Raw genomic sequence first — 20,892 nt, forward strand, 5'->3', positions numbered from 1 at the left:
GGGCGGCCGGTCGCGAGCGGGTCCTCACGGGAGCTCGCGGCCGCCGGTGCCGGTGCAGGGCAGCATGCGCAGCAGCTTCGCATCCCCCACCTGCAGCACCACCTCGGCGGCACCGGTCTCGGAGATCTCGTTGAGCCCGGTGTAGGTGGCGTGCCCGCCCCCGATCTCCCGGGGGCCGAAGTCGAGCGCGTACTCGACCCCGAGCTCATGGACCGCATCGCAGACAGCGGGGTCCTCCTGGGCGTCGTCGAGCTTCGCGTTCAGCAGATGCACCTCGGGCACGGCACGGAAGGCCATATAGGTGTTCAGCACCTGTCGGTCGGAGATCGCGTAGGCGAGAGCGCTGCCGTTGAGCGCATTCGTCGCGATCACCGCGTCCTCGGGCACCACCTCGGGCAGGCGCTCGAGCACCTCGCGCTCGTCCTCGGTGAGCAGCCGCCCCGGGCGCCAGTCGGCCGCCATCAGCTCCGCGTGGGAGCGGGTGCCGGGAGCGGCGACGCCCAGCGTGAGCACGCCGAGGGCCATCGCGAGCGCGAGGACCGGACGGGCGTGCCCGCGCAGCGCCGGCAGCGCCTGTGCGGCCCGCCGGACCAGCACGTCGAGGCCGACGGCGAGCACGGGCACGGTGCTCACCGCGATGATCGCGGCGATGCGGTGGTTGTCGCTGTACCAGTTGCCGGTCAGGAGGTACCGGAGGGGGCCCTCCGGGACGCTGCGGGTGACCACGGACATCGCCACCGCCGCCGCCCACGGGGCCACGAGCCAGCGGGAGCGGGATCCCAGCAGGGTCGCCGTCGCGCATCCCATCACCACCAGCCCCATCGGGATCCAGGTGGGCGCCCCGTTCGGCGCGAGCGAGAGGGCCTGGCCCACCGCTTCCTTGGCCGAGGCCGTCGGGGTCCAGAACGCGGATTCGGGGGAGGGGCGGAATCGCTGCCAGGCGACGGCCGAGAGCACGGCGGCGCCCACCGTGACGGGCAGCAGGAACCGCAGGCTCCTGCCTCGCACGGGCCGCTGCGCGAACAGCTCGCGAGCTCGTGCCGCCGTCGCCCACACCAGGATCGGCACCCCGAGGACGATCCCGACGAACAGTCCCTGCGGATGCGCGAGGACGACCGCGAGGAGGACGACGGGCAGCAGGACCGCCAGCTGCACAGGACGCAGACGGCGGGGAGAGGGCGGGACGACCCCGGCCAGGTGCGCGATGACGATCACCGCCATCGGCATCATCGTCAGGCACAGGAAGTAGGGCAGCACCAGACCCCAGGACATCAGCGTCAGGGGGAACGCGCCGGTGACTCCGGCCAGGGCGCCGGCGGCCATCCAGCCGACGGGGCCGGCCGAGGTGCACAGGCGCACCAGGGCGACCAGCCCGACGGGCCACACCACAGCGGCGAGCAGCAGCATCGTCACGTTCGAGGCGAGGGGGATGTCCTGCCCGGAGAGCTACACGACGAGGCTGACCAGCTGGTGCCACAGCGAGGGGTAGTAGCTCTCCTGCCCGGGCAGGGAGGTCATCCCGCCCACCACCCAGGCCGACCCGTCCCCGAACCGGAGGATGCGACGTACGGCGTTGAGGTGGAAGACGCCGTCGTAGGTCTGCGTCACCGCGACGACGGAGCCCATGACGCTCAGGGCCTGCGCCAGGACCGAGCAGCCGCCGATCACCAGACCTGCGAGGATCGCGATCCGGTGGCCGCGGGGCGCCTCGATGCTCTGTGCGGGGCCCGGGGCGGGCTCGCCCTCTGCGGGGGCGGGCGCTGCGGCATCGGGCGCTGCGGAATCGGGCTCCGCCGCCGGGGCGGCGCGCCGGCGCAGGGGCCACAGCGCGCCCCCGGCCACCAGTCCGAGCACCAGCGGCGACAGGATCGTCCAGGGCAGCGCGAGCAGATGCCCGGCCTCTGCGGCGAGCGTGACCAGAAGCAGGGATGTCGGCACCAGTGCGGCCGGCACGGCTGGCCCGCGCAGCCTCAGCGCGAGCACCGTCGGCAGGCCGGGGAGCCCGAGCACGACGAGCGCCGCGAGCACCGTCGCGAGGACTCCCAGCACCGTCACTCGTGCCCCTGTTCGCTGTGGTCGTCCTGCCGTCGTCCCGCTGCGGTCAGCGCCCCGCTCGGAGACCGCCCCGCCGGAGGCCGCCCTGACGGGCCCGCCGCTCGCACTCATGCTAGATGCCGGGGGGCCGCTGCGACCCGTGACGTCCTCGGGAGTTCGGGCGACGTTCACGTTCCGTGCCCGTGCCGGTGCGGCGGAGTTCCCGCGGCGTTCCTCGGCCCCGCCCCCGTGGGATCATGGTCCGGTGACCGCTCCCAGTGCCGACCCCGCCGCCGCACCGTCCCCCGCCGACGTCGGCTTCGAGATCACCGCCCGCCACGGGGGCCGGGCCCGCGCCGGGGTGATCACCACGCCGCACGGGCCGATCGAGACCCCCGCCTTCATCCCCGTGGGCACCAAGGCCACCGTGAAGGCCGTGCTGCCCGAGTCGATGAGCGACCTCGGCACGCAGGCCCTGCTGGCCAACGCCTATCACCTCTATCTCCAGCCGGGTCACGACCTCGTGGACGAGGCCGGAGGACTGGGCGCCTTCATGAACTGGCCCGGCCCCACCTACACCGACTCCGGCGGCTTCCAGGTGATGAGCCTGGGGGCGGGCTTCAAGAAGGTGCTCTCGAGCGAGTTCTCCGGCGGGGAGAGGGCCCGCACCGCCTCGGGCGAGGACGACGACGTCGCCGCGGGCAAGGAGCGTCTCGCGGACGTCGACGACGACGGCGTCACCTTCCGGTCCTTCATCAACGGCGACGTGCACCGCTTCACCCCCGAGATCTCGATGCAGATCCAGCACGGGCTGGGGGCGGACATCATGTTCGCCTTCGACGAGCTGACCACCCTGATGAACTCCCGCCGTTACCAGGAGCAGGCGCTCGAGCGCACCCGGCTGTGGGCGATCCGCTGCCTGGCCGAGCACGCCCGCCTGACCGCCGAGCGCACGCACCGCCCCTACCAGCAGCTGTGGGGCGTCATCCAGGGCGCCCAGTACGAGGACCTGCGCCGGCAGGCCGCCCGCGACCTCGGCGCGATGGAGGTCGAGGGCTGGAGCTTCGACGGCTTCGGGATCGGCGGCGCGCTCGAGAAGGAGAACCTGGGCACCATCGTCGGCTGGGTCACCGAGGAGCTGCCCGAGGAGCGGCCCCGGCACCTGCTGGGCATCAGCGAGGTCGACGACCTGTTCGTCGCGATCGCCGCAGGGGCGGACACCTTCGACTGCGTCTCCCCCTCCCGGGTGGCCCGCAACAGCGCCGTGTACACCCGCACCGGTCGCGTGAACCTCACCGGCTCGCGGTATCGGCGCCAGTTCTCGCCGATCGACGAGAGCTGCGACTGCTACACCTGCACCCACTACACCGCGGCCTACGTCCACCACCTGTTCCGGGCCAAGGAGATGCTCTCCTCGACCCTGTGCACGATCCACAACGAGCGCTTCGTGGTGCGCCTGGTGGACCGGATCCGCGCCTCCCTGCGCAGCGGTGACTTCGAGGCCCTGCGGGAGGAGACCACCGGCGCCTACTACGGCTCCCCGCGGTGAGGACCGTGGTGAAGACCCAGGTGCGGACCCCGGTGAGGCAGCGGTGAGCACCCCTGAGCCCGTGGACCGGACCGTCTGGATCGGGGCGGCCATCACGCTGCTCGCGCTCTCCGGGGTCTGCGCACTGCTCGGGGAGCATCTCCTGCTCGGCGCCCTGCGCCTGCTCGGCGGCGCCCTCGCCGGCGCGGGTGCGGGAGCAGCGGTCCTCGCCCTGCTCGCCGGTCGTCTGCGTCTCCGCCCGCTCGGCCTTCTCGCCGGTCTGCTCGCGGTCGCGACGGCGCTCGCGCTGACGGTGCCCGCCGTGCTCGCCACGCGGGTGCCGCCGCTCGAGGACTCCGCCCGTGCCGAGATCGCACCGCTCGGCGAGGGGGACGTCGTGCACGCGCCGCAGGACCCTGCGGCCCCGGTGCTGGTGCGCCGTGCCGACGGCGGCGCGGAGCTGCTCGACGGCACCGGGGTCCGCGACATCGACGCCGCCCCCGAGGACGTGGTCGCCCTCTCCGCCGACGGCGCCCGCGCGGTCCGGGTCACCGAGGACGGCACCGAGGTGCTCGCCCTGGACCCCGGCCTCGCCGCTCCCGACGGCGAGCCGCGGACCACGGCCTTCGAGGGTGAACCGCTCGCGCTCGACGAGGAGCACATCGTGCTGCGCCACTGCGAGGACGGCACCTGCCGCCTGGCCGGCTACGGGCTCTCCGACCCCGAGGAGCCCCTGTGGGTGATCTCCGACGCCGAGGAGACCCGCGGCACCGACCCCATCGGTCTCGCGGTGCCCGCTCGGGCGGACAGCTCCCCGGACCTGCTGGACGCCGCCCGCGCCGCCGGCGTGCTGCCCGCCGTCCCGCTGCGCTTCGACGCCGCACAGGGATGGGTGCAGCTCGATCCCACGACCGGCTTCCCCGTCGGTCGCCTGCTGAGCGGGAAGGAGCAGGAGTGCCGCATCGCCGTCACCGCCCCGACCGCGACCGCGCAGGACCCGCTCCACGAGCGTCCCCTCGTGCTCACCGCCTGCTCGGACGAGGACGGCGCGCTCACCGCCACCGCCCACCGCGACGGGGAGGTGCTGTGGGAGTCGGCGCCCTCCCCGCCCGGGACCTGGACCGTCCTCATGGACCAGGGCCGCGTGCTGGCGACGGGCACCGAGGAGGGCACCGACGTCGAGGGCGAGATCGTCGCCGCCGAGGGGCAGGCCGACTGGATCGCCCCGGGCGGCGAGGGGGTGGCGCAGGCGGCGGCCTTCTCCTCCCGGATCGGGATCGACGGCGTCACCATGGTCGTCACGAACGAGAGCGGCCAGGTGGTCGCCTACGACACCGCCGACGGCACGAACACCTGGACGCTTCCGCTGTCCTCCCCGGCCGCCGAGGCGCGCGGCGCCCTGGCGGGCGGCACCGCGGCCGTGCTCGACCCGCTCGAGCGCACCGCGCCGCTCAGCCCGCGCGGTGCCCAGCGACTGCGGGTGGTCGACGCCCGCGGCGGCGAGGTGCTGCTCGACGCCGGGACGACGGCGGAGGTCGAGGCCCTGCACCCCGTCGGCGGAGGCCGCGTGCTCCTCACGCTCGAGGACCGGACCCTGCTGCTAGGGCGCTGACGTCGGGCCGATGCACGACGCCCCGCTCCTCGGCGAGGAGCGGGGCGCGCGCGAGGGGTGCCGAACAGTCTCAGGCGGCGAGCTTCTTCGCCGCCGTGCTGTGCACCAGGAAGGAGCCGACGCCGATGATCGCGACCATGAGCACGGTCCGCACCGTATCGATCCCGGTGCTGATCCGGTAGTCCGAGGCCGACAGCTCGGCCGTGGCGGGGTCGACCGCGCCGGTCACGGCGAGGACGATCCCCACGACGATGCTGAGGACCCAGTACAGGACCACGGCCAGCGGGATCGCGACCGCCACCACGATGCCTCCCACGCGGGCCCGTCCGCGACCCATCACGGCGGCGAGGATGCCGAGCACCAGCATCACGAGGCTCAGCAGCAGGTTCGCCAGGAACAGCGCCAGGGCCGCGAGCCCGGTGCCGATCCCCATGGCGCCCGGAGCGGCGTCGGAGTCGGCGGCGACGATCTCCTCCGCGCCGAGGAAGGTCGTCAGGTTGATCCCGAGACGGACCACGAGCAGCAGGGCGGTGCCGATCAGCAGGATCAGGCCCAGCAGCTTCACCCGGGACCAGTTGACGCCGTCCCCGGCGGGGGACTGCGCGGGGCCGCCCGCACCGGGGTAGCCGACTGCGCCCGGGTAGCCGCCGGGCGCGGGCGGCGGAGAGGTCTGGCCCCACTGGGGCTGTGAGGGGGCGCCCTGGCCCCATGAGGGCTGCGCGGGCGCGGCAGGCGGCGGGTTCTGCCCGCCCTGCCCCCACTGCGGCTGCTGCCCGTCCTGCGATCCGTACCCCTGGGTCATCCGTCTCCCTGCTTCCCGCCGGCCGGCGGCTGTGTGGCGTCCCGGCGTCCCGGCGACGCCTGCACCAGGCTATCGGGCGCCGCCGGGACGCGAGCTCCGCCGCGGTGACGGAGAGGTTGCGATCTCAGGGACGAGCGGTCGAGAGGCGGAATCGGAAGGTCTCCTCCCGCGCGGTCAGCACGTACTGCGGCAGCGGCTCCGGGCCGCAGGCCGCCGAGCCCACGCCCTGCAGCGCCGCGGAGAGCGTCACCCAGGTGCGGCCGTCGGGCCGCAGGGCGCCGTCGTGGTCCCGGGCATCGAGCTCCGCGCTCGACCACGGCCGCACCGCGAGGCCCAGTCCCTCGGGGGAGAGCAGCGAGAGGGCCCCGCCGGCGCCGCCGCGGAGCTCGGCCCGGACCACGCCGGCACGATTGCCGTTCTCCTGCGGGAACACGTACGGGACCTGCAGGTCCTCGAGTGTGGAGGCCCAGCTGGCGAAGGTGGTGCCGCCGCCGGTGTCCGGGTAGGACTCGTGCGGTCCGTAGCCGTCGTACCGGATGCGATCCGGGGCCGACGGGAGGGCGAAGGTCCAGCCGATCCGCGGCAGCGGCAGATCCTCGGGCCAGGCCGCGGCCGGAGTCACGGTCACCTGCACGTCCACGCCCTCGTCGTCGGCGCTCCAGCGCTCGGTGACGTCGGCCCCGAGGGCCGAGCCGTCCAGCCCCAGCCGGCTGCGCACCACCAGCGCCTCGCCCTCGGCGGTGATCTCCACCAGGCGGCGCCGGGCGACGTCCAGCCCGATCCGCTTCCAGCGCGCCTCGAGCGGGTATCGGGTGCGGGCGCGCTCGTTGTCCACCGGTGCGCGGTACAGGTCGACGCCCGCGCTCTCGATCTCCAGGTCGCCGAGGCCCACGAGCCGGCCCAGGTCGTCGAAGCGCGCCGCGCCGAGCGTCCAGGAGCGGTCCTCGCCCTGCTCCGGGGCGCTCCGCGTCCCGGCCGACGGGGTCGCCGCAGCGGTCGAGGCGCGCAGCCGCTCGGCGTCCACGTGGTCCGCGGTCACGACCAGGTGCCCGGCGGGGACCGGGCCCTGCTCCTCCCGGGTGGTCAGCCGCACCGTGGTGCTGGGCCCGTCGTGCACCGGCAGCGCCACCTCGGCGACCTCGCCCGGGGCGATCTGCGGCAGCTCGAGCTCCTGCCAGCTCCCCTGCGCGTCGACCGAGACCTCGGCCCGCAGGTGGGCGAGGTCGCGGAAGGAGTGGCGGTTGGTGATCCGCACGCTGCCGGTGGAGACCACGAGGCCGACGGGGGAGTAGTGGTGCTTGGCGTCGAGCAGCGCCGGCGAGGGGGTGCGGTCCGGGAGCACGAGCCCGTCGGCCACGAAGTTCGAGTCGTGCAGGCGCTCGCCGAAGTCGCCGCCGTAGCCGTAGATGCGGTTGCCCTCGGCGTCGGTGGTCTCCAGGCCGTGGTCGATCCACTCCCAGATGAAGCCGCCGTGCAGCGCCGGGTACTTCTCGGTCAGCTCCATGTATTCCTTCAGGGAGCCCGCGCCGTTGCCCATCGCGTGGGCGTACTCGATCCACAGGAACGGCTTCGTGAGCGCCGGCGGGTTCGCGAAGTGCCGCTCGGGCACGTCGAGCGCGAAGCTGCGCAGCATCCGGGTGAGCTTGTCCTGGTACTCGGGGGAGAGGTCGCGGCGGCCGATCTGCTCGGTCTCCTCGACGGTGGAGTACATCAGGGAGAACACGTCGACGTACTCGGCGGCGTAGTCCTGCTCGTAGATCACGGGGCGGGTGGCGTCCGTGGCCCGCACCCGCGCCACCATCGCCTCGGTCACCGGACCGCTCGCCGCCTCGTTCCCGATCGACCACAGCACGATCGAGGCGTGGTTGCGGTCCCGGCGCACGAAGCGCTCCGAGCGCTCCACGAGCGACTCCTCGAACAGCGGGTTCTGCGCCGGGCCCTCCGCGGCACCGGTGCCGTCCTCGCCCCAGGTGGAATCGGCGTGGAAGCCGTGGGTCTCGAAGTCCCCCTCGCAGATCACGTACAGGCCGGCCTCGTCGCACACCTCCAGGAAGCGCTGATGGGGCGGGTAGTGCGAGGTGCGCACCGCGTTGAGGTTGTGCTGCTTCATCAGCGCGACGTCGAGGTCCTGGTTCTCGAGCTGCTGGGCACGGCCCACCACTGGATCCGCCTCGTGGCGGTTCACGCCGCGGAACACGATCCGCTCGCCGTTGACGCGGAAGATCTCCCCGTCCACCTCGACGCGGCGGAAGCCGAGGCGCAGGCTGACGGTCTCGGCCTGCGTGCGCACGGTGGCGTCGTAGAGGTGCGGGTCCTCGGCGGACCACGGGCGCACCTCGCCCACCGCGAGCGCCTCGGCACCGGTGGCGGCGACGAGGTCCAGGCCGGGGATCTCGACGGTGGCGGGCAGCGCCGCGCCGTCCGCGTCGTAGGCGGTCGCGCGCAGGGAACCGGTGCCGGTGGCGGGATCGAAGTCCGCCACGGTGACCAGGTCATGGATGCCGCCGGCGGGGCGCAGCAGCAGGTCCACGCTGCGGAAGATGCCCGAGGCCCACCACATGTCCTGGTCCTCGACGTAGGTGTTCACCGACCACTGCACCACCCGCACGTCGAGGCGGTGCTCGCCGGGTGCCGAGAGCACGTCGGTGACGTCGAACTCCTGGGTGAGGCGGGACCCGGCGGTCACACCGATCTCCGCCCCGTCGATCCACACCTTCGCCGCGGAGTCCACGCCCTGGAAGCGCAGCAGCACACGGGCGCCGCCGGCGAGGTCCCCGGCCCAGTCGGCGGGCACGGTCACGGTGCGGGAGTAGTGCCCGGTGGGGTTCTCGTCCGGCACGTGCGGGACGTCGCGGGGGATCGGGTAGATGACGTTGGTGTACTGGGGGGCGCCGTAGCCCTGCAGCTGCCACAGGCCCGGGACCTCGATCTCGGCGCTCTCGCCGAGGTCCGAGCCGTCGGCCCGGGTGCCGTAGCGGAACTCCCAGGTCCCGTCGAGGCCGAGTGTCGGGGCGTCGCTGTGCAGGTGGGCGCGGCCGCGAAGTCGGTTCCTGCCCGCAGGCAGCTCTTCCCACCAGCGGTCGGTGCGCTCTGAGCTGTCGGTGGGCTGCAGCGGGGTGCTCATCGGTGAGGCGTCTCCTGGACTCGAGGCCGGTCGGGGCCGGTGTCGTGAACGTTCACGACGAAGTCTACGCCCTGCGAGTCCTCCTCGGGCGAGATCCCGGGAGGGGCAGGTGGCCCCGTCCTGCTGCAGCGTCGGCGCCCTCCGCGGCGCGCCCCGCGGCCGGGTGCGCCGGTAGACTCCCCTCTCGTGACCACGACCGAGCCGAACCGGTGGACCGACCGCCGCAGCGACGCCGTGTCCGCGCGCAAGGAGGCCTACGAGCAGCTGCGCCGGGCCAGCACCTGGCGCCTGCTCGCCGCGACCAAGGCGCCCGCGGTGCTCGCCATCCTGCAGGCGACCTTCCCGGCCGGGGACCGTCGACTGCCCCGCAGCGAGCTCGTCGCCCGCGTCGGCGCGCACCTGGACCTGCTGCACGACGACTCGTCCGAGGAGCACGAGTCCCGCGGCGAGGAGTCCCGGGACGAGGAGTCCCGTGGCGAGGCGCGGGGAGGCCGCACCGCCGCCGAGTACGTGGACGGCTGGGTGCGCGAGGGCTACCTCACCCGTCGCGATGATCCGCAGCGCACCGAGACCACCTTCGAGCCGTCCCCCGCGGCGATCGACGCGATCCAGTTCATCGCCTCCCTCGAGGACCATCGGCCCACGACCACCGAGTCGCGGCTGCAGCTGGTGGTCCAGCAGTTCGAGCGGCTCGCCCAGGAGACGGAGACCGACCGGGACGTGCGCCTGGCCGACCTCCAGAGGCGACGCGAGCGGATCGAGGCGGAGATCCGCGACCTCGCCGAGGGCGAGCTTATGCTCCCCAGCCCCGAGGCCTCCACCGACAGGCTGCGGGACATCCTGCAGATCGCGACCGAGCTCTCGGGCGACTTCCTCCAGTACCGGGAGGACCTGCGCGCCGTCGACCTGCACCTGCGCGAGCAGATCCTCTCGCCGGAGGGATCGCGCGGCGAGATCCTCGAGCAGCTGCTCGCGGGTGACGACCTGCTGGGGCAGTCCAGCGTGGGCCGCACCTTCACCGCCTTCTTCCGGATGCTCAACGACCCCGTGCAGACCCGGACCGCGCAGGAGCTGGTGGACCGGCTGCTCGAGCGCGACTTCTCCCGCAGCCTCGGCAGGGACGAGCGCGAGAAGCTCGCCAACGTCTTCAGCGACCTCTACGAGCCCGCGCAGGAGGTGCTGGACGTCAAGACGGAGCTGTACCGCTCGCTGGCCCGCTTCGTGCGCTCGCAGGACTTCCGCCAGCACCGGGTGCTGCTCGAGACCCTGCAGGAGGCGCAGGGGCTGGCCCTCGCCCAGAAGGACGAGGTCCCCACCCGCGAGCCCTTCGCGCTCGAGCTCGACCTGTCCCGGGTGCAGATGAGCTCGGTGGCCCAGCACCGGCTCAAGGACCCCACCGACCCCGGTGCCCCCGCCGAGGCGGAGGTGCACGACGCGACCTCGCTCAGCGTCGAGGTGCTGCAGGATCTGGTGCGCACCAACGACATCGACATCGTGGGCCTCACCGGGAGCGTCAACGAGGTGCGCGGCCGCAGCGGTCAGGCCTCGATCGGTGACGTGCTGCGCGAACGGCCGGCCGATCAGGGGCTGGCCAGCGTCATCGGCCTGATGTTCCTGGCCACCAGCCATGCGCAGGAGCGCGAGGGCTCCACCGAGATCGTCAGCTGGCGGGAGCTGGACGGCAACGACTACGCCGCGAAGGTCCCCTCGTACTACTTCCTCGAGGACGTCCCGGTCGAGTGAGCGGGGTGCGCGGTCCGATCACCCGCGCCGCCCGTCCTCCGACGCCGTCCCGTCCCGCTCGGCGTCCTCCCGCTCTGCATCGCGCTGCTCCGCGGCGGCGAGCTCCGCGAGGGCGGGACGGCTGTGGGCGCGGAGCTCCTCGAGATCGGCGCCGAAGTCCCTCATCCGGCAGCCCTTCCCGTTCGGCTTCACCACGATGCCCTCGGCCTCCCAGAAGGGGAGCGCGCGGGCCAGGAGCGGATGGTCGCCCGAGGCGTCGGTGACACGCCACCACGGCGCCCCGGAGCCCCAGGTGCGCAGGACGCGGCCGACGAGCCGCGGTCCCACGCCGACGATCGCGCCCACCTCCCCGTAGGCGGCGACCCGGCCCGGAGGGATGGCCTCGACCACGCGCAGCACTCGCTCGACCGTGAGGTCGTCCATGCGCGGTCGCGGGGTGCCGGGGGTCATGCGGGCAAGTCTGGCACGGTGCGCGCAGACGCACGGCGGCCCGGGAACCGGTCCTGAGGTTCCCGGGCCGCCGTGGGGGAGAGCCGCTCAGCCGCGGGGCTCGGTGCCCTCCGGCGGGAGGCCGTCCTGCCCGGTGCGGTCCTGGCCGGTGGCGTCCTGCCCGGTGCCGTCCTGCTCGCGCAGCTGCTGCTCCTGGCGGTCGAGCCACTCGTCCGGGGCCCCGCCGTCCTGCCCGTAGCCCGGGTCCTGACGGTTCAGCCGATCAGGATCCCCTGCCGGGTCGTGACGGGCCGGGTCCTGACGGGCCGGGTCCTGCCCGACGGGGTCCCGTCCGGCGCCGTCCTCGGGGCGAGTGGACGGCTGCCCGTCGGCCCGGTCCTGCCCGAACTGCTGCTCGGCCGGGGGAGTCTGCCGACCGTCCCCGGTGCCCTGCGGCCCGAACTGCTGCTCCGCGGGCGGGGTCAGGGGAGCATCGCCCTGGGGTGCCTCGGCACCCTGGTCGACGCGGTCGGGGGCACCGGGCCGGCCGAAGCCGCCGTCGGCGGCGGGCTCGCGACCCTCGTGCGCCCCGGCGTCGTGGCGACCGGCACCGGCACCCGCGCCTGCACCGGCACCGGTGGCGGCACCTGCACCCGCACCCGCGGCGCCGTCCGCGGGATCGCGCGAGAGGCCCTCGGAGCCGGCGTCACGCACGTCCCCGGCCGGAGGCTGCTCCTCGGCCGGGCGGGCGGCGCGACGACCATGGCCGCTCGCGGAGTCGTCCAGGACGTCGTCGCGGCGACCGTCGGCGGCCGGGACGGAGCTCTCGTCGGCCCGGTCACGCCCGGCGGGGGACGCATCGCCGCGCCCGGGCTGCTCGTGCCCGGCCCCGGCGCCTGCATGCCCGGTCTCTGCATGCCCGGTGCCTGCGTGCCCGGTGCCTGCGTGCCCGGTCCCTGCGTGCTCGGTCGCAGGATGCGCCTGGTCGGTCGCGGCCGGATCGGCGTGGACGCCGTCCCGCCGGTCCTCGTGAGGGTCGGAGGCGGCGGCGCCACCTGCTGCGGCGCCTGCGGCACCACCGGTGGCGGCACCGGCCGTGCCGGTCCCTCGGGTCCGGTCGTCGGCGGGGTCGGGGGAGTCCGGGTCGAGACGATCCGCCTCGGCGCGACGCTCCTCGACGGCGCCGCGATCCTCATCGACCGCCGCACGCTCCTTGTCGGCCTCGGCACGGCGACGCTCGGCGGCGATCTGCTCCTGCTCCGCCTCCTTGGACTTGCGCTCCGCCTCGAGCCGAGCGCGGTCGGCGTCGAGCTCGGTCTCGCGCGCCTGGAGGTCGCGCTCCTGCACGACCTGATCCTGCTGCTCCGCCTCGCTGCGCAGCTGTGCGGCGCGCCGACGATCCTCCTCCTGCTGACGCGCCTTCTTCTTCCTGGAGGACGAGACTCCCACCACGATCAGGATGATGAGGAGGACGAGCACCAGCAGGACGATCCCGATGGTGACGGGTGTGGACATATCCATGGTCGGGCTCCTTGCGGTCGATTCCTCCGCACAGGCCGCACGGAGGTCTTCCAGCGTGTTCCAGCGATTCCACCACTTCTGGGCCTTCCATGGTGGCATTTCCGTCCGACCGGTCCGGACGCAGGGGGTCCCCGGCCCTCCTGCGCCGGTAGGCTTGGTGCCCGTGATCAGCTCCGCGCCCCGCCCCGACGCCGCCGACCCCGCGCAGTCCGAGGACGAGACCCCGCCGCTGCCCGGCGCCGCCCTCGTCGACGAGTCCCGCCGGGTGCTGGTGCATCTGCTGCAGGGTCCCTTCCTGGACGGCCGCCGGGACGGCGCCCGCTACGCCCAGCTGCTGCGCGACCGCGCCGCGATCGAGGCCCGGCTGGCCGATCTGTTCCTCGAGCTGGTCGTCGACGACGACGCGCAGGTCGCCTTCGTGCGCCAGAGCGAGGACGATCCCGACGCACCCAAGCTGCTGCGCCGGCTGACCGGCATGAACCGCCTGGACTCGGTGCTGATGCTGGTCCTGCGCCAGATGCTGCTGACCCAGTCCTCACGCGGGCAGCGCACCGTCGTCTCCGAGGCCGAACTGCAGCAGGCTCTGGCCGCCTACCGTCGCACCACCTCGACCGACGAGGCCGGCTTCGCGAAGGAGGTGCGCGCCTCGATCGCGAAGGTGCAGCGCGCCGGCCTGCTCGACGAGCAGGGCGACGACTACGAGGTCTCCCCGGTGCTGCGCCTGATGATCGGCCCCGACACCGCGCGGGAGTTCATCGCGCTCTACCGCGAGGCCGGAGTGAGCGGGCTCGAGGACCCGCGCGACGACGAGGACGCGGAGCCCGCCGACGTCGACGGCGAGGACAGGACGGACGGGTCCTCCTCGGCGGAGCGGGAGCAGAGCTGACCCCGCGGTCGGCGGCGTGTCGAGGGACACGCTCCCAGCAATTGTGCGCCGTCGTCGTTGCGCAATAAGGTGAGGCTCTCCTAAACCTCCCCGCCGGGGTGCTGCCGACCGAGAAGGACCGACCCTCCATGACGCTCTCCCGTCGATCGCTCGTCCTGAGCGCGCTCGCCGTCCCCGCGCTCGCCTCCTGCTCCGGCGCCGTCGGCGGGGACACCGACTCCACCGACGGCGGCGGAGCGGGCGACGGCACGTTCCCCGTCACCGTCTCCCACATCTACGGCGAGACCGAGATCGAGGCGGAGCCCACCCGCATCGTGACGGTCTCCTGGGTCAACGCCGACACGCTGCTCGCCCTCGACATCGTCCCGGCCGGCATGCCCACCGTCACCTGGGGCGGCAACGACAACGGCTCGACCGACTGGATCGACGCGAAGCTCGAGGAGCTCGGCGCCGGCTGGGACGCCGACGGCGCGCCCACCCAGTACGACGAGTCCGACGGCGTCAACTACGACGAGATGGCCGCGCTGACCCCCGACCTCATCGTCGCCGCCTACTCCGGGCTCACCGAGGAGGAGTACGGCCAGTTGAGCAAGATCGCCCCCACGATCGGCCCGCTCGCCCCGAACTACACCGCCTCCTGGGACGAGGTGCTCTCCGCCGTGGGACAGGCCACCGGCCGCGCCGACGAGGCCTCCGAGCTCGCCTCGTCGATCACGGCGGACCTCGCCGCCGTGGGCGAGGAGAACCCCGCCGTCGCCGGCGCCACGTTCATCGCCGGCACCCTGGGCCTGGCCGACAGCTCGATCTCCCTCTACGTCGGCGAGGACACCCGCCCCCGCTTCTTCACCGCGCTCGGCATGACCCAGGCGGACGTGATCACCGAGAACACCGAGGACGCCGACAACTTCTTCCTCGAGTGGTCCGCCGAGCGGGCCGACGAGCTCGACTCCGACATCTTCTACACCTGGGCCGAGGCGGGCAGCACCGTCGAGGACTTCCAGGCCAACGACCTGTTCGCCCAGATCCCCGCCGTCTCCGGCGGCGGCGTCGTGCTCACCGACGACGACCACCTCACCCTGTCGATCTCGGCCGCCAACGCGCTCAGCCTGCCCTGGGCGCTGGAGAACTTCGTCCCCACCGTGGTCGAGGTCGCCCAGAGCGTCCGCGGCTGATCGGGCACGGTGCCGCGCTCCACCCCGCTCGCGCTCACCGGGGGCCTGCTGGCCCTGGTGATCGCGTGCGTCCTCTCGCTCGCGGTCGGTGCCCGCACCGTCTCGCCGGTCACGGTGTGGGCGGCGCTGACCGCCTATGACGGCGGTCTCGCCGACCACGTCGTGGTCCATTCCCGGCTGCTGCGCACCGCGGCCGGGATCGCGGTCGGGGCGGCGCTCGCCGTGGCCGGGGCGGCGATGCAGGGGATGACGCGCAACCCGCTCGCCGACCCCGGGATCCTGGGGATCAATGCGGGGGCGACCACCGCGGTGGTGCTCGGGGTGTACTTCGCCGACGTCTCCCGGGTGCCCCAGCTCATGGTGCTCGCGCTGCTCGGCGCCGCGGTCGGCACCGTGGCCGTCTACTCGGTCGCGTCCCTCGGGCGGGACGGCGCCACCCCGGTCAAGCTCGCCCTCGCCGGGGCCGCGATCACCGCCGGCCTCCTCTCGGTGACCAATGCGCTGGTGATGCTCGACGACTCCTCGCTGGACCGGCTGCGGTTCTGGCAGGTGGGCACCCTCGGGGCCCGCAGCCTCACCGACATCGCGGGCGTGGGCGTGCTGATGGCGATCGGGGTGGTCGTGATCGGCGTGGCCACCGGTGTGCTCAACGCCCTCGCCCTCGGCGACGACGCCGCCGTGGGCCTCGGGGTGCGCGTGACCCGGGCCCGGGTGCTGCTGGGCATCGCGATCATCCTGCTGTGCGGCGCGGCGGTCGCGCTGGCCGGGCCCGTCGGCTTCCTCGGCCTGGTGGTCCCGCACGCCGCACGGCTCCTGGTGGGCGGGGACTACCGCCGCATCGTGCCGCTGTGCCTGCTGGGCGGCCCGGTGCTGATCCTGCTCGCCGACACCGTGGGCCGGGTGATCTCCCCGCCCGCCGAGGTGCAGGTCGGCGTGATGACCGCCCTGATCGGGGTGCCCGTCTTCGTGATCCTCATCCGCACCCGACGGCAGGTGGGCCTGTGAGCACCTCCGCACCGCACCGCGGCCCACGGCCGGGAGCCCGCCGTCCGGGCACTTCTCGTCCGGGCACTTCTCGTCCGAGCACGCGCCGCGCCGCGCTCACCGCGCTCGTGGCCGGGCTCGTCGTGCTGGGCCTGGTCCTCGCCCGCGTGCTCGTGGGGACCCCGATGGTCCCCCTGGACCAGGCGCTGCGCGTGATCGGCGGGGAGAGCGTCCCCGGCATCTCCTTCATCGTCATGGAGAACCGCCTGCCCACCGCGGTGGTGGCCCTGCTCGCGGGCACCGCCTTCGGCCTGTCCGGCACCGTCTTCCAGACCCTCCTGCGCAACCCCCTGGCGAGCCCCGACGTGATCGGCGTGACCCTCGGCGCCTCCGCCGGGGCGGTGATCGCCATGGCGTACTTCCAGGCCGACGGCAGGACCCTGTTCTGGTTCGCGCTCGCGGGCGGCCTGCTGACCTCCCTGCTGATCCTCGCCGTGGCCGGTGCCGGTCGGCCGGGGGCCGCCGGCGCCGTGGACAACCGCTTCGTGCTGGTCGGGATCGGTGTGGCCGCCGCCCTCAGCGCGCTCATCTCCTACCTGCTGAGCCGTCTCTCGCTGCAGAACGCAGCGGATGCCATGCACTGGATGATCGGCTCGCTGTCCACCTCCACCTGGGACCGGGTCGCGGTGCTGGGGAGCGCGGTGGCGGTGCTGGTGCCGGCGCTCGCGCTGCTGGTGACCCGGCTGCGGATCCTGCAGCTGGGCGACGACACCGCCACCAGCCTCGGCCTGTCGGTGCCCCGCACCCGGGTGGCCCTGATCCTGGTCGCCGTCACCCTCAGCGCGCTCACCGTGGCGGTCACCGGCCCGCTCTCCTTCGTGGCCTTCCTGTCCGGGCCGATCGCGCGGATGCTCGCGGGCCGTCCCAGCTTCCCGCTGGCCGCCGCGGTCGGTGCCGTGATCGTGCTGCTCGCCGACCTCGCCGGCCAGAACCTCTTCGGGAGCACCCATCTGCCCGCCGGTGTGGTCACCGGCGCGCTCGGCGCCCCGTTCCTGCTGTGGATGCTCACCCGCACCCCGACCGCCCGCACCGGAAGGTGACCTCGAGACATGGCACTGATCGAAGCCCAGCACCTGCACCTGGCGTACGACCGCCGGGAGATCGTGCACGACCTCTCCCTCCGCCTGCCCGAGGGGCGGATCACGATCATCGTGGGTGCCAACGGCAGCGGGAAGTCGACCCTGCTGCGCGGCATGTCCCGCCTGCTGACCCCGCGCAGCGGCGGCGTCCTGCTGGACGGCCGTGACCTCCACTCGCTGCGCGGCAAGGAGCTCGCACGCCGCCTGGGGCTGCTCCCGCAGACCCCGATCGCGCCCGACGGGGTCACCGTGCGCGAGCTGGTCACCCGCGGGCGCTACCCCCATCAGGGGCTGTTCCCGCAATGGTCCGCGCAGGACGAGCAGGCGGTGGCCGAGGCGCTCGCCGCGACCCGCACCGACGAGCTGCAGGACCGGCTGCTCGAGGAGCTCTCCGGCGGGCAGCGCCAGCGGGTGTGGATCGCGATGGCGCTCGCCCAGCAGACCGAGGTGCTGCTGCTGGACGAGCCCACCACCTATCTCGACGTCACCCATCAGCTCGAGGTTCTCGACGTGGTCCGCGACCTCAACCGGGAGCGGGGCACCACCGTGGGCATCGTGCTGCACGACCTCAACCTCGCCTCCCGCTACGCCGACCACCTGGTCGCCGTGCGCCGGGGGGAGATCCACTCCGAGGGCTCCCCGGCAGAGGTCATCACCGAGCAGATGGTCCACGAGGTCTTCGCCCTGGACGCCCTGATCGCCCCCGACCCCGTCACCGGCACCCCGATGGTGCTGCCGCTGGGCCGTGACCGCACCGCCCCGACCACACACCGACAGGAGGAGGACACCGTGTCCACCACCACGTCCACCACCACGCCCGCCACCAGTTCCGCCGGCACCGTGACCGCCTCAGCCACGGCGGAGACCGCCGATGCCGGGGCCGCGGGCTCCGGGCTGGTGCCCGCCCTCGAGCACAGCGCGATGCTCGCCTTCGAGCTGACCGTCGCCGCGCGCACCCCGCTGAGCCCCTCCCTCGTGCGCCTGACCTTCACCGGCCCCGACCTGGAGCATTTCGGCACCAACTGCCACCCGCTGGACACCCGGATCAAGATCATCGTCCCCGGCCCCGAGGCGAGCGCCGACCACTTCGCCGCGGTGCGCCCCGGCGCCCTGCTCGATCCCGCCACCCATGCCGAGTGGTACCGCGCCTGGCTGCGGATCGACCCTGCCGACCGCGGCTGGATGCGCACCTACACCGTGCGCGACCTGCGTGCCGCCGGCCACCCCGGCAATCGGGGCGACCACCCCGAGCTCGACGTCGACTTCGTGCTCCATCCGGAGCCGGAGGAGGTGCCCGGCCAGGGTGTGGCCGCCCGCTGGGCTCGCGACGTCCGCGAGGGCGACACCGTCTCCATGCTGGGCCCCAACCGGGCCCTGGTCGGGCCGGACTACGGCGGGATCGAGTTCCGCCCCGGCACCGCCCGCACCGTGCTGCTGGTGGGGGACGAGACCGCCGTGCCCGCCATCGGCTCGATCCTCGAGGCCCTGCCCGCCACGATCACCGGCCATGCCCTGCTCGAGGTGCCCGAGGCGGCCGACGAGCAGCGGATCCTCACCCGCTCCGGGGTGCAGGTCACGTGGCTGCCGCGGGAGGGACGCCCGCACGGCGAGCTGCTGGACGCCGCCGTGCGCCGCGTGATGAGCGAGAACGCCCAGGCCTTCCGCGAGAACGAGGCCGACGGCGCGGGGGCCGTCGCGCAGGAGGAGCTCGAGGACGTCGATGTCGACGCGACCATCCTGTGGGAGACCACCACCGGGCACGGCGCCTTCTACGCCTGGCTCGCGGGCGAGGCCGGCGTCATCAAGGCCCTGCGCCGCCATCTGGTCAGCGAGCTGGGCCTGGACCGCAAGCAGGTCTCCTTCATGGGGTACTGGCGACAGGGCCGGCCGGAGAACTGAGCACGCGGCCCCCGGGGCGCGAGGCGCTGGACACATCGAGGGTGCGGCGGCGTCCGCGTCCCGGGGTCGGTGGCCGAGACTTGGGCGAGTCGCCCCCGGCCATGGCAAGATCATGCGATGACTCGTCCGGAGCGTGGGCGGTCGACGACTCCTGCGCCCCGAACGAGAGGTGAGTCAGCGTGACCACGATCAGCATCAGCAAGGCCGCGGACATGCTGTCCCTGTGGCCCTTGCTGGTCAACACCCTCGCCGTCCTCTCGACGGTGGTCGCCGTGGGGCTGAGCGGCGAGCCGATCGTCCTCATCGCGCCGCTGGTGCCGATGGCCATCATCCTGTGGCGGCAGCGCAGGACCCTGTTCCGGGTCCCGCGGGGGATCGGCGGCACCGGCCGCTACCAGACGGCCCGGTTCCTGCTCATCGCGGCGGCCACGGTGCAGCTGTACACCTTCGGCGAGCTCGGGGCGCTCGGCATCACCGCCTGTGTGCTCACGATCCTCGCGTTCGCGTTCGAGCCGATGCTCAGCTCGCTGAACGGAGTCGCCGTCCCGTACGCCGCCGGCTTCCCGAACCGGCCCGCCCGCAATCGAGCGGCCTTCCCCTACGGCTGGGTCTTCCCGCTGAACCTCGTGGGTCTGATCATCCTGACCCTGGCCACCACGGCCCATCTGGTCCTGCTGCCCGCGGCGATCCTCCTCGCCGTGCTCTCGATCGGGCTCTCGGCCTTCGCGCTCGCCGACATCGCGGGACGGGTCAGCGCCCGGCGGCGCTTCCAGGCCGAGCTGCCCCAGATCCTCGAGGACCTCGCGCCGGTCTTCTACGTGTACTGGTACGCCCCGCCGCGCTCGGCCTTCCAGATCACGATGTGGCTCCCGTACCTCGAACGCATCGGAGTCCCGTTCGTCCTGGTCACACGCAACGTCCCCAACTTCCGCCAGCTCGAGGCGGTGACCGACCACCCGGTGCTGCTGCGGCGCTCCCTCACCGACCTCGACGACCTCATGGTGCCGTCCGCGCGCGGCGTGTTCTACGTCAACAACGCCATGCGCAACAACCACATGGTCCGCTACTCGCAGCTGACCCACATCCAGCTCCTGCACGGCGAGTCGGACAAGGCCGCGAGCGCGACGCCGATCATCCGCATGTACGACCTCGACTTCGTCGCCGGCCAGGCCGCGATCGACCGCTTCGAGACGTTCGGAGTGCCGATCTCCCCGGAGATCTTCCGCATCGTCGGCCGCCCGCAGGTCGAGCACGTCGCCGAGGAGCGCGGCCCGATCGGCGAGCTCGCCGACCGCTCCGTGCTGTACGCCCCGACGTGGCTGGGATACCAGGCGGAGACGAACTACTCCTCCCTCCCCGTCGGCACGACCATCGTCCGCGCCCTGCTCGAGCGCGGCTGCCGCGTGGTCTTCCGCCCCCATCCCTACAGCGAGCGCTCCCCGGAGCTGCGGGCGGCCTGTCGCGAGATCCGGGAGATGCTGGCCGCCGACGCCGCCGCGACCGGGCGCGAGCACCTCTACGGCGCCCTCGCCGAGGAGGAGATGACGATCGTCGACTGCTTCAACGCCGCCGACGCGATGATCTCCGACGTCTCCGCGGTGGTCGGCGACTTCCTCCACTCGGGCAAGCCGCTGGCGATGGTCTCCCCGCGCACCGGGGCCGAGGAGTTCGTCGAGCTGTTCCCGATGGCGCGCGCCGCCTACGTGCTGGTCGTCCAGGACGGGGACGTCCTCGAGCTCGACGAGATGCTGGACCATCTGACCGCCACGGACCCGCATCGCGAGGAGCGGCACCGGTGGGCGACCTACTATCTCGGCGACATCCCGCGCGAGTCGTACGCCGAGCGCTTCATCGAGGTCTCCCGGCGGGAGCTCGGTCTCGTCGCCGACCAGGACCGGGGCCGTGATCCGGAGGATCGCGATGCTACGCTCCCGGCAGCGAGAAGCGCCGAGGGCCGCGCGCACGAAGCGGGCAGCGACCACTCTCCTCGGCCGCCGCGAGACCGCGACCGCTCCTGAC

The 20,892-nt window shown here is 73.5% G+C and carries 13 protein-coding genes and 1 pseudogene; 9 read left to right on the plus strand and 5 right to left on the minus strand.

The annotated features are described in order from the left end of the window. Nucleotides 1-24: 24 nt before the first annotated feature. Nucleotides 25-2,166 (minus strand): annotated as a pseudogene (locus tag ACT3SP_RS10690) (DUF6541 family protein). A gap of 133 nt (nucleotides 2,167-2,299) precedes the next feature. Between ACT3SP_RS10690 and tgt the strand changes: the two are divergent. Both tgt and ACT3SP_RS10700 read left to right on the plus strand, forming a co-directional pair. Next, nucleotides 2,300-3,583, plus strand: coding sequence for a tRNA guanosine(34) transglycosylase Tgt (tgt, locus tag ACT3SP_RS10695; RefSeq protein WP_444587273.1), 1,284 nt, complete (start codon nucleotides 2,300-2,302; stop codon nucleotides 3,581-3,583). A 43-nt stretch (nucleotides 3,584-3,626) separates the two neighbouring features. Continuing rightward, nucleotides 3,627-5,174, plus strand: coding sequence for an outer membrane protein assembly factor BamB family protein (locus tag ACT3SP_RS10700; RefSeq protein WP_444587274.1), 1,548 nt, complete (start codon nucleotides 3,627-3,629; stop codon nucleotides 5,172-5,174). Between the two features lie 70 nt (nucleotides 5,175-5,244). Here ACT3SP_RS10700 and ACT3SP_RS10705 read toward each other — a convergent pair whose 3' ends face one another. Together ACT3SP_RS10705 and ACT3SP_RS10710 are read right to left on the minus strand one after the other, a co-directional pair. Beyond that, nucleotides 5,245-5,976, minus strand: coding sequence for a hypothetical protein (locus tag ACT3SP_RS10705; protein WP_444587275.1), 732 nt, complete (start codon nucleotides 5,974-5,976; stop codon nucleotides 5,245-5,247). A 124-nt stretch (nucleotides 5,977-6,100) separates the two neighbouring features. After that, on the minus strand, nucleotides 6,101-9,100 hold the full coding sequence (locus tag ACT3SP_RS10710; RefSeq protein WP_444587276.1) for a glycoside hydrolase family 2 TIM barrel-domain containing protein: 3,000 nt from the start codon (nucleotides 9,098-9,100) through the stop codon (nucleotides 6,101-6,103). Between the two features lie 186 nt (nucleotides 9,101-9,286). Between ACT3SP_RS10710 and ACT3SP_RS10715 the strand changes: the two genes are divergently transcribed. Continuing rightward, complete coding sequence (locus tag ACT3SP_RS10715; protein ID WP_444587277.1) at nucleotides 9,287-10,843, plus strand: DUF3375 domain-containing protein; 1,557 nt, start codon at nucleotides 9,287-9,289, stop codon at nucleotides 10,841-10,843. 18 nt (nucleotides 10,844-10,861) lie between these two features. Here the strand turns inward: ACT3SP_RS10715 and ACT3SP_RS10720 are convergent, their stop codons facing one another. Continuing rightward, a complete protein-coding gene (locus ACT3SP_RS10720) occupies nucleotides 10,862-11,293 on the minus strand; it encodes an MGMT family protein (protein WP_444587278.1) in 432 nt (143 codons plus the stop codon). 87 nt (nucleotides 11,294-11,380) lie between these two features. After that, nucleotides 11,381-12,793 carry a hypothetical protein gene (locus ACT3SP_RS10725; protein ID WP_444587279.1) on the minus strand — a complete coding sequence of 471 codons (1,413 nt, stop codon included), beginning with the start codon at nucleotides 12,791-12,793 and terminating at the stop codon, nucleotides 11,381-11,383. Nucleotides 12,794-12,956: 163 nt separating this feature from the next. Between ACT3SP_RS10725 and ACT3SP_RS10730 the strand changes: the two genes are divergently transcribed. The 6 genes from ACT3SP_RS10730 to ACT3SP_RS10755 all read left to right on the plus strand — a co-directional run bounded on the left by ACT3SP_RS10730 (nucleotide 12,957) and on the right by ACT3SP_RS10755 (nucleotide 20,891). Further along, nucleotides 12,957-13,679: a DUF4194 domain-containing protein gene (locus tag ACT3SP_RS10730; RefSeq protein WP_444587280.1), complete on the plus strand. Its 723-nt coding sequence runs from the start codon at nucleotides 12,957-12,959 to the stop codon at nucleotides 13,677-13,679. Between the two features lie 128 nt (nucleotides 13,680-13,807). Beyond that, nucleotides 13,808-14,851: an ABC transporter substrate-binding protein gene (locus tag ACT3SP_RS10735; protein ID WP_444587281.1), complete on the plus strand. Its 1,044-nt coding sequence runs from the start codon at nucleotides 13,808-13,810 to the stop codon at nucleotides 14,849-14,851. Between the two features lie 9 nt (nucleotides 14,852-14,860). Then, a complete protein-coding gene (locus ACT3SP_RS10740) occupies nucleotides 14,861-15,856 on the plus strand; it encodes a FecCD family ABC transporter permease (protein ID WP_444587282.1) in 996 nt (331 codons plus the stop codon). 107 nt (nucleotides 15,857-15,963) lie between these two features. Beyond that, the gene (locus ACT3SP_RS10745; RefSeq protein ID WP_444587346.1) at nucleotides 15,964-16,935 is read left to right on the plus strand and encodes a FecCD family ABC transporter permease; all 972 of its coding nucleotides are present in this window, start codon (nucleotides 15,964-15,966) and stop codon (nucleotides 16,933-16,935) included. Nucleotides 16,936-16,944: 9 nt separating this feature from the next. Beyond that, nucleotides 16,945-18,873, plus strand: coding sequence for an SIP domain-containing protein (locus tag ACT3SP_RS10750; protein ID WP_444587283.1), 1,929 nt, complete (start codon nucleotides 16,945-16,947; stop codon nucleotides 18,871-18,873). Between the two features lie 179 nt (nucleotides 18,874-19,052). Next, a complete protein-coding gene (locus tag ACT3SP_RS10755; protein WP_444587284.1) occupies nucleotides 19,053-20,891 on the plus strand; it encodes a CDP-glycerol glycerophosphotransferase family protein in 1,839 nt (612 codons plus the stop codon). The last annotated feature ends 1 nt before the right edge of the window (nucleotide 20,892 follow it).

The sequence above is a fragment of the Brachybacterium sp. AOP43-C2-M15 genome (assembly GCF_052446295.1).
Classification (GTDB): domain Bacteria; phylum Actinomycetota; class Actinomycetes; order Actinomycetales; family Dermabacteraceae; genus Brachybacterium.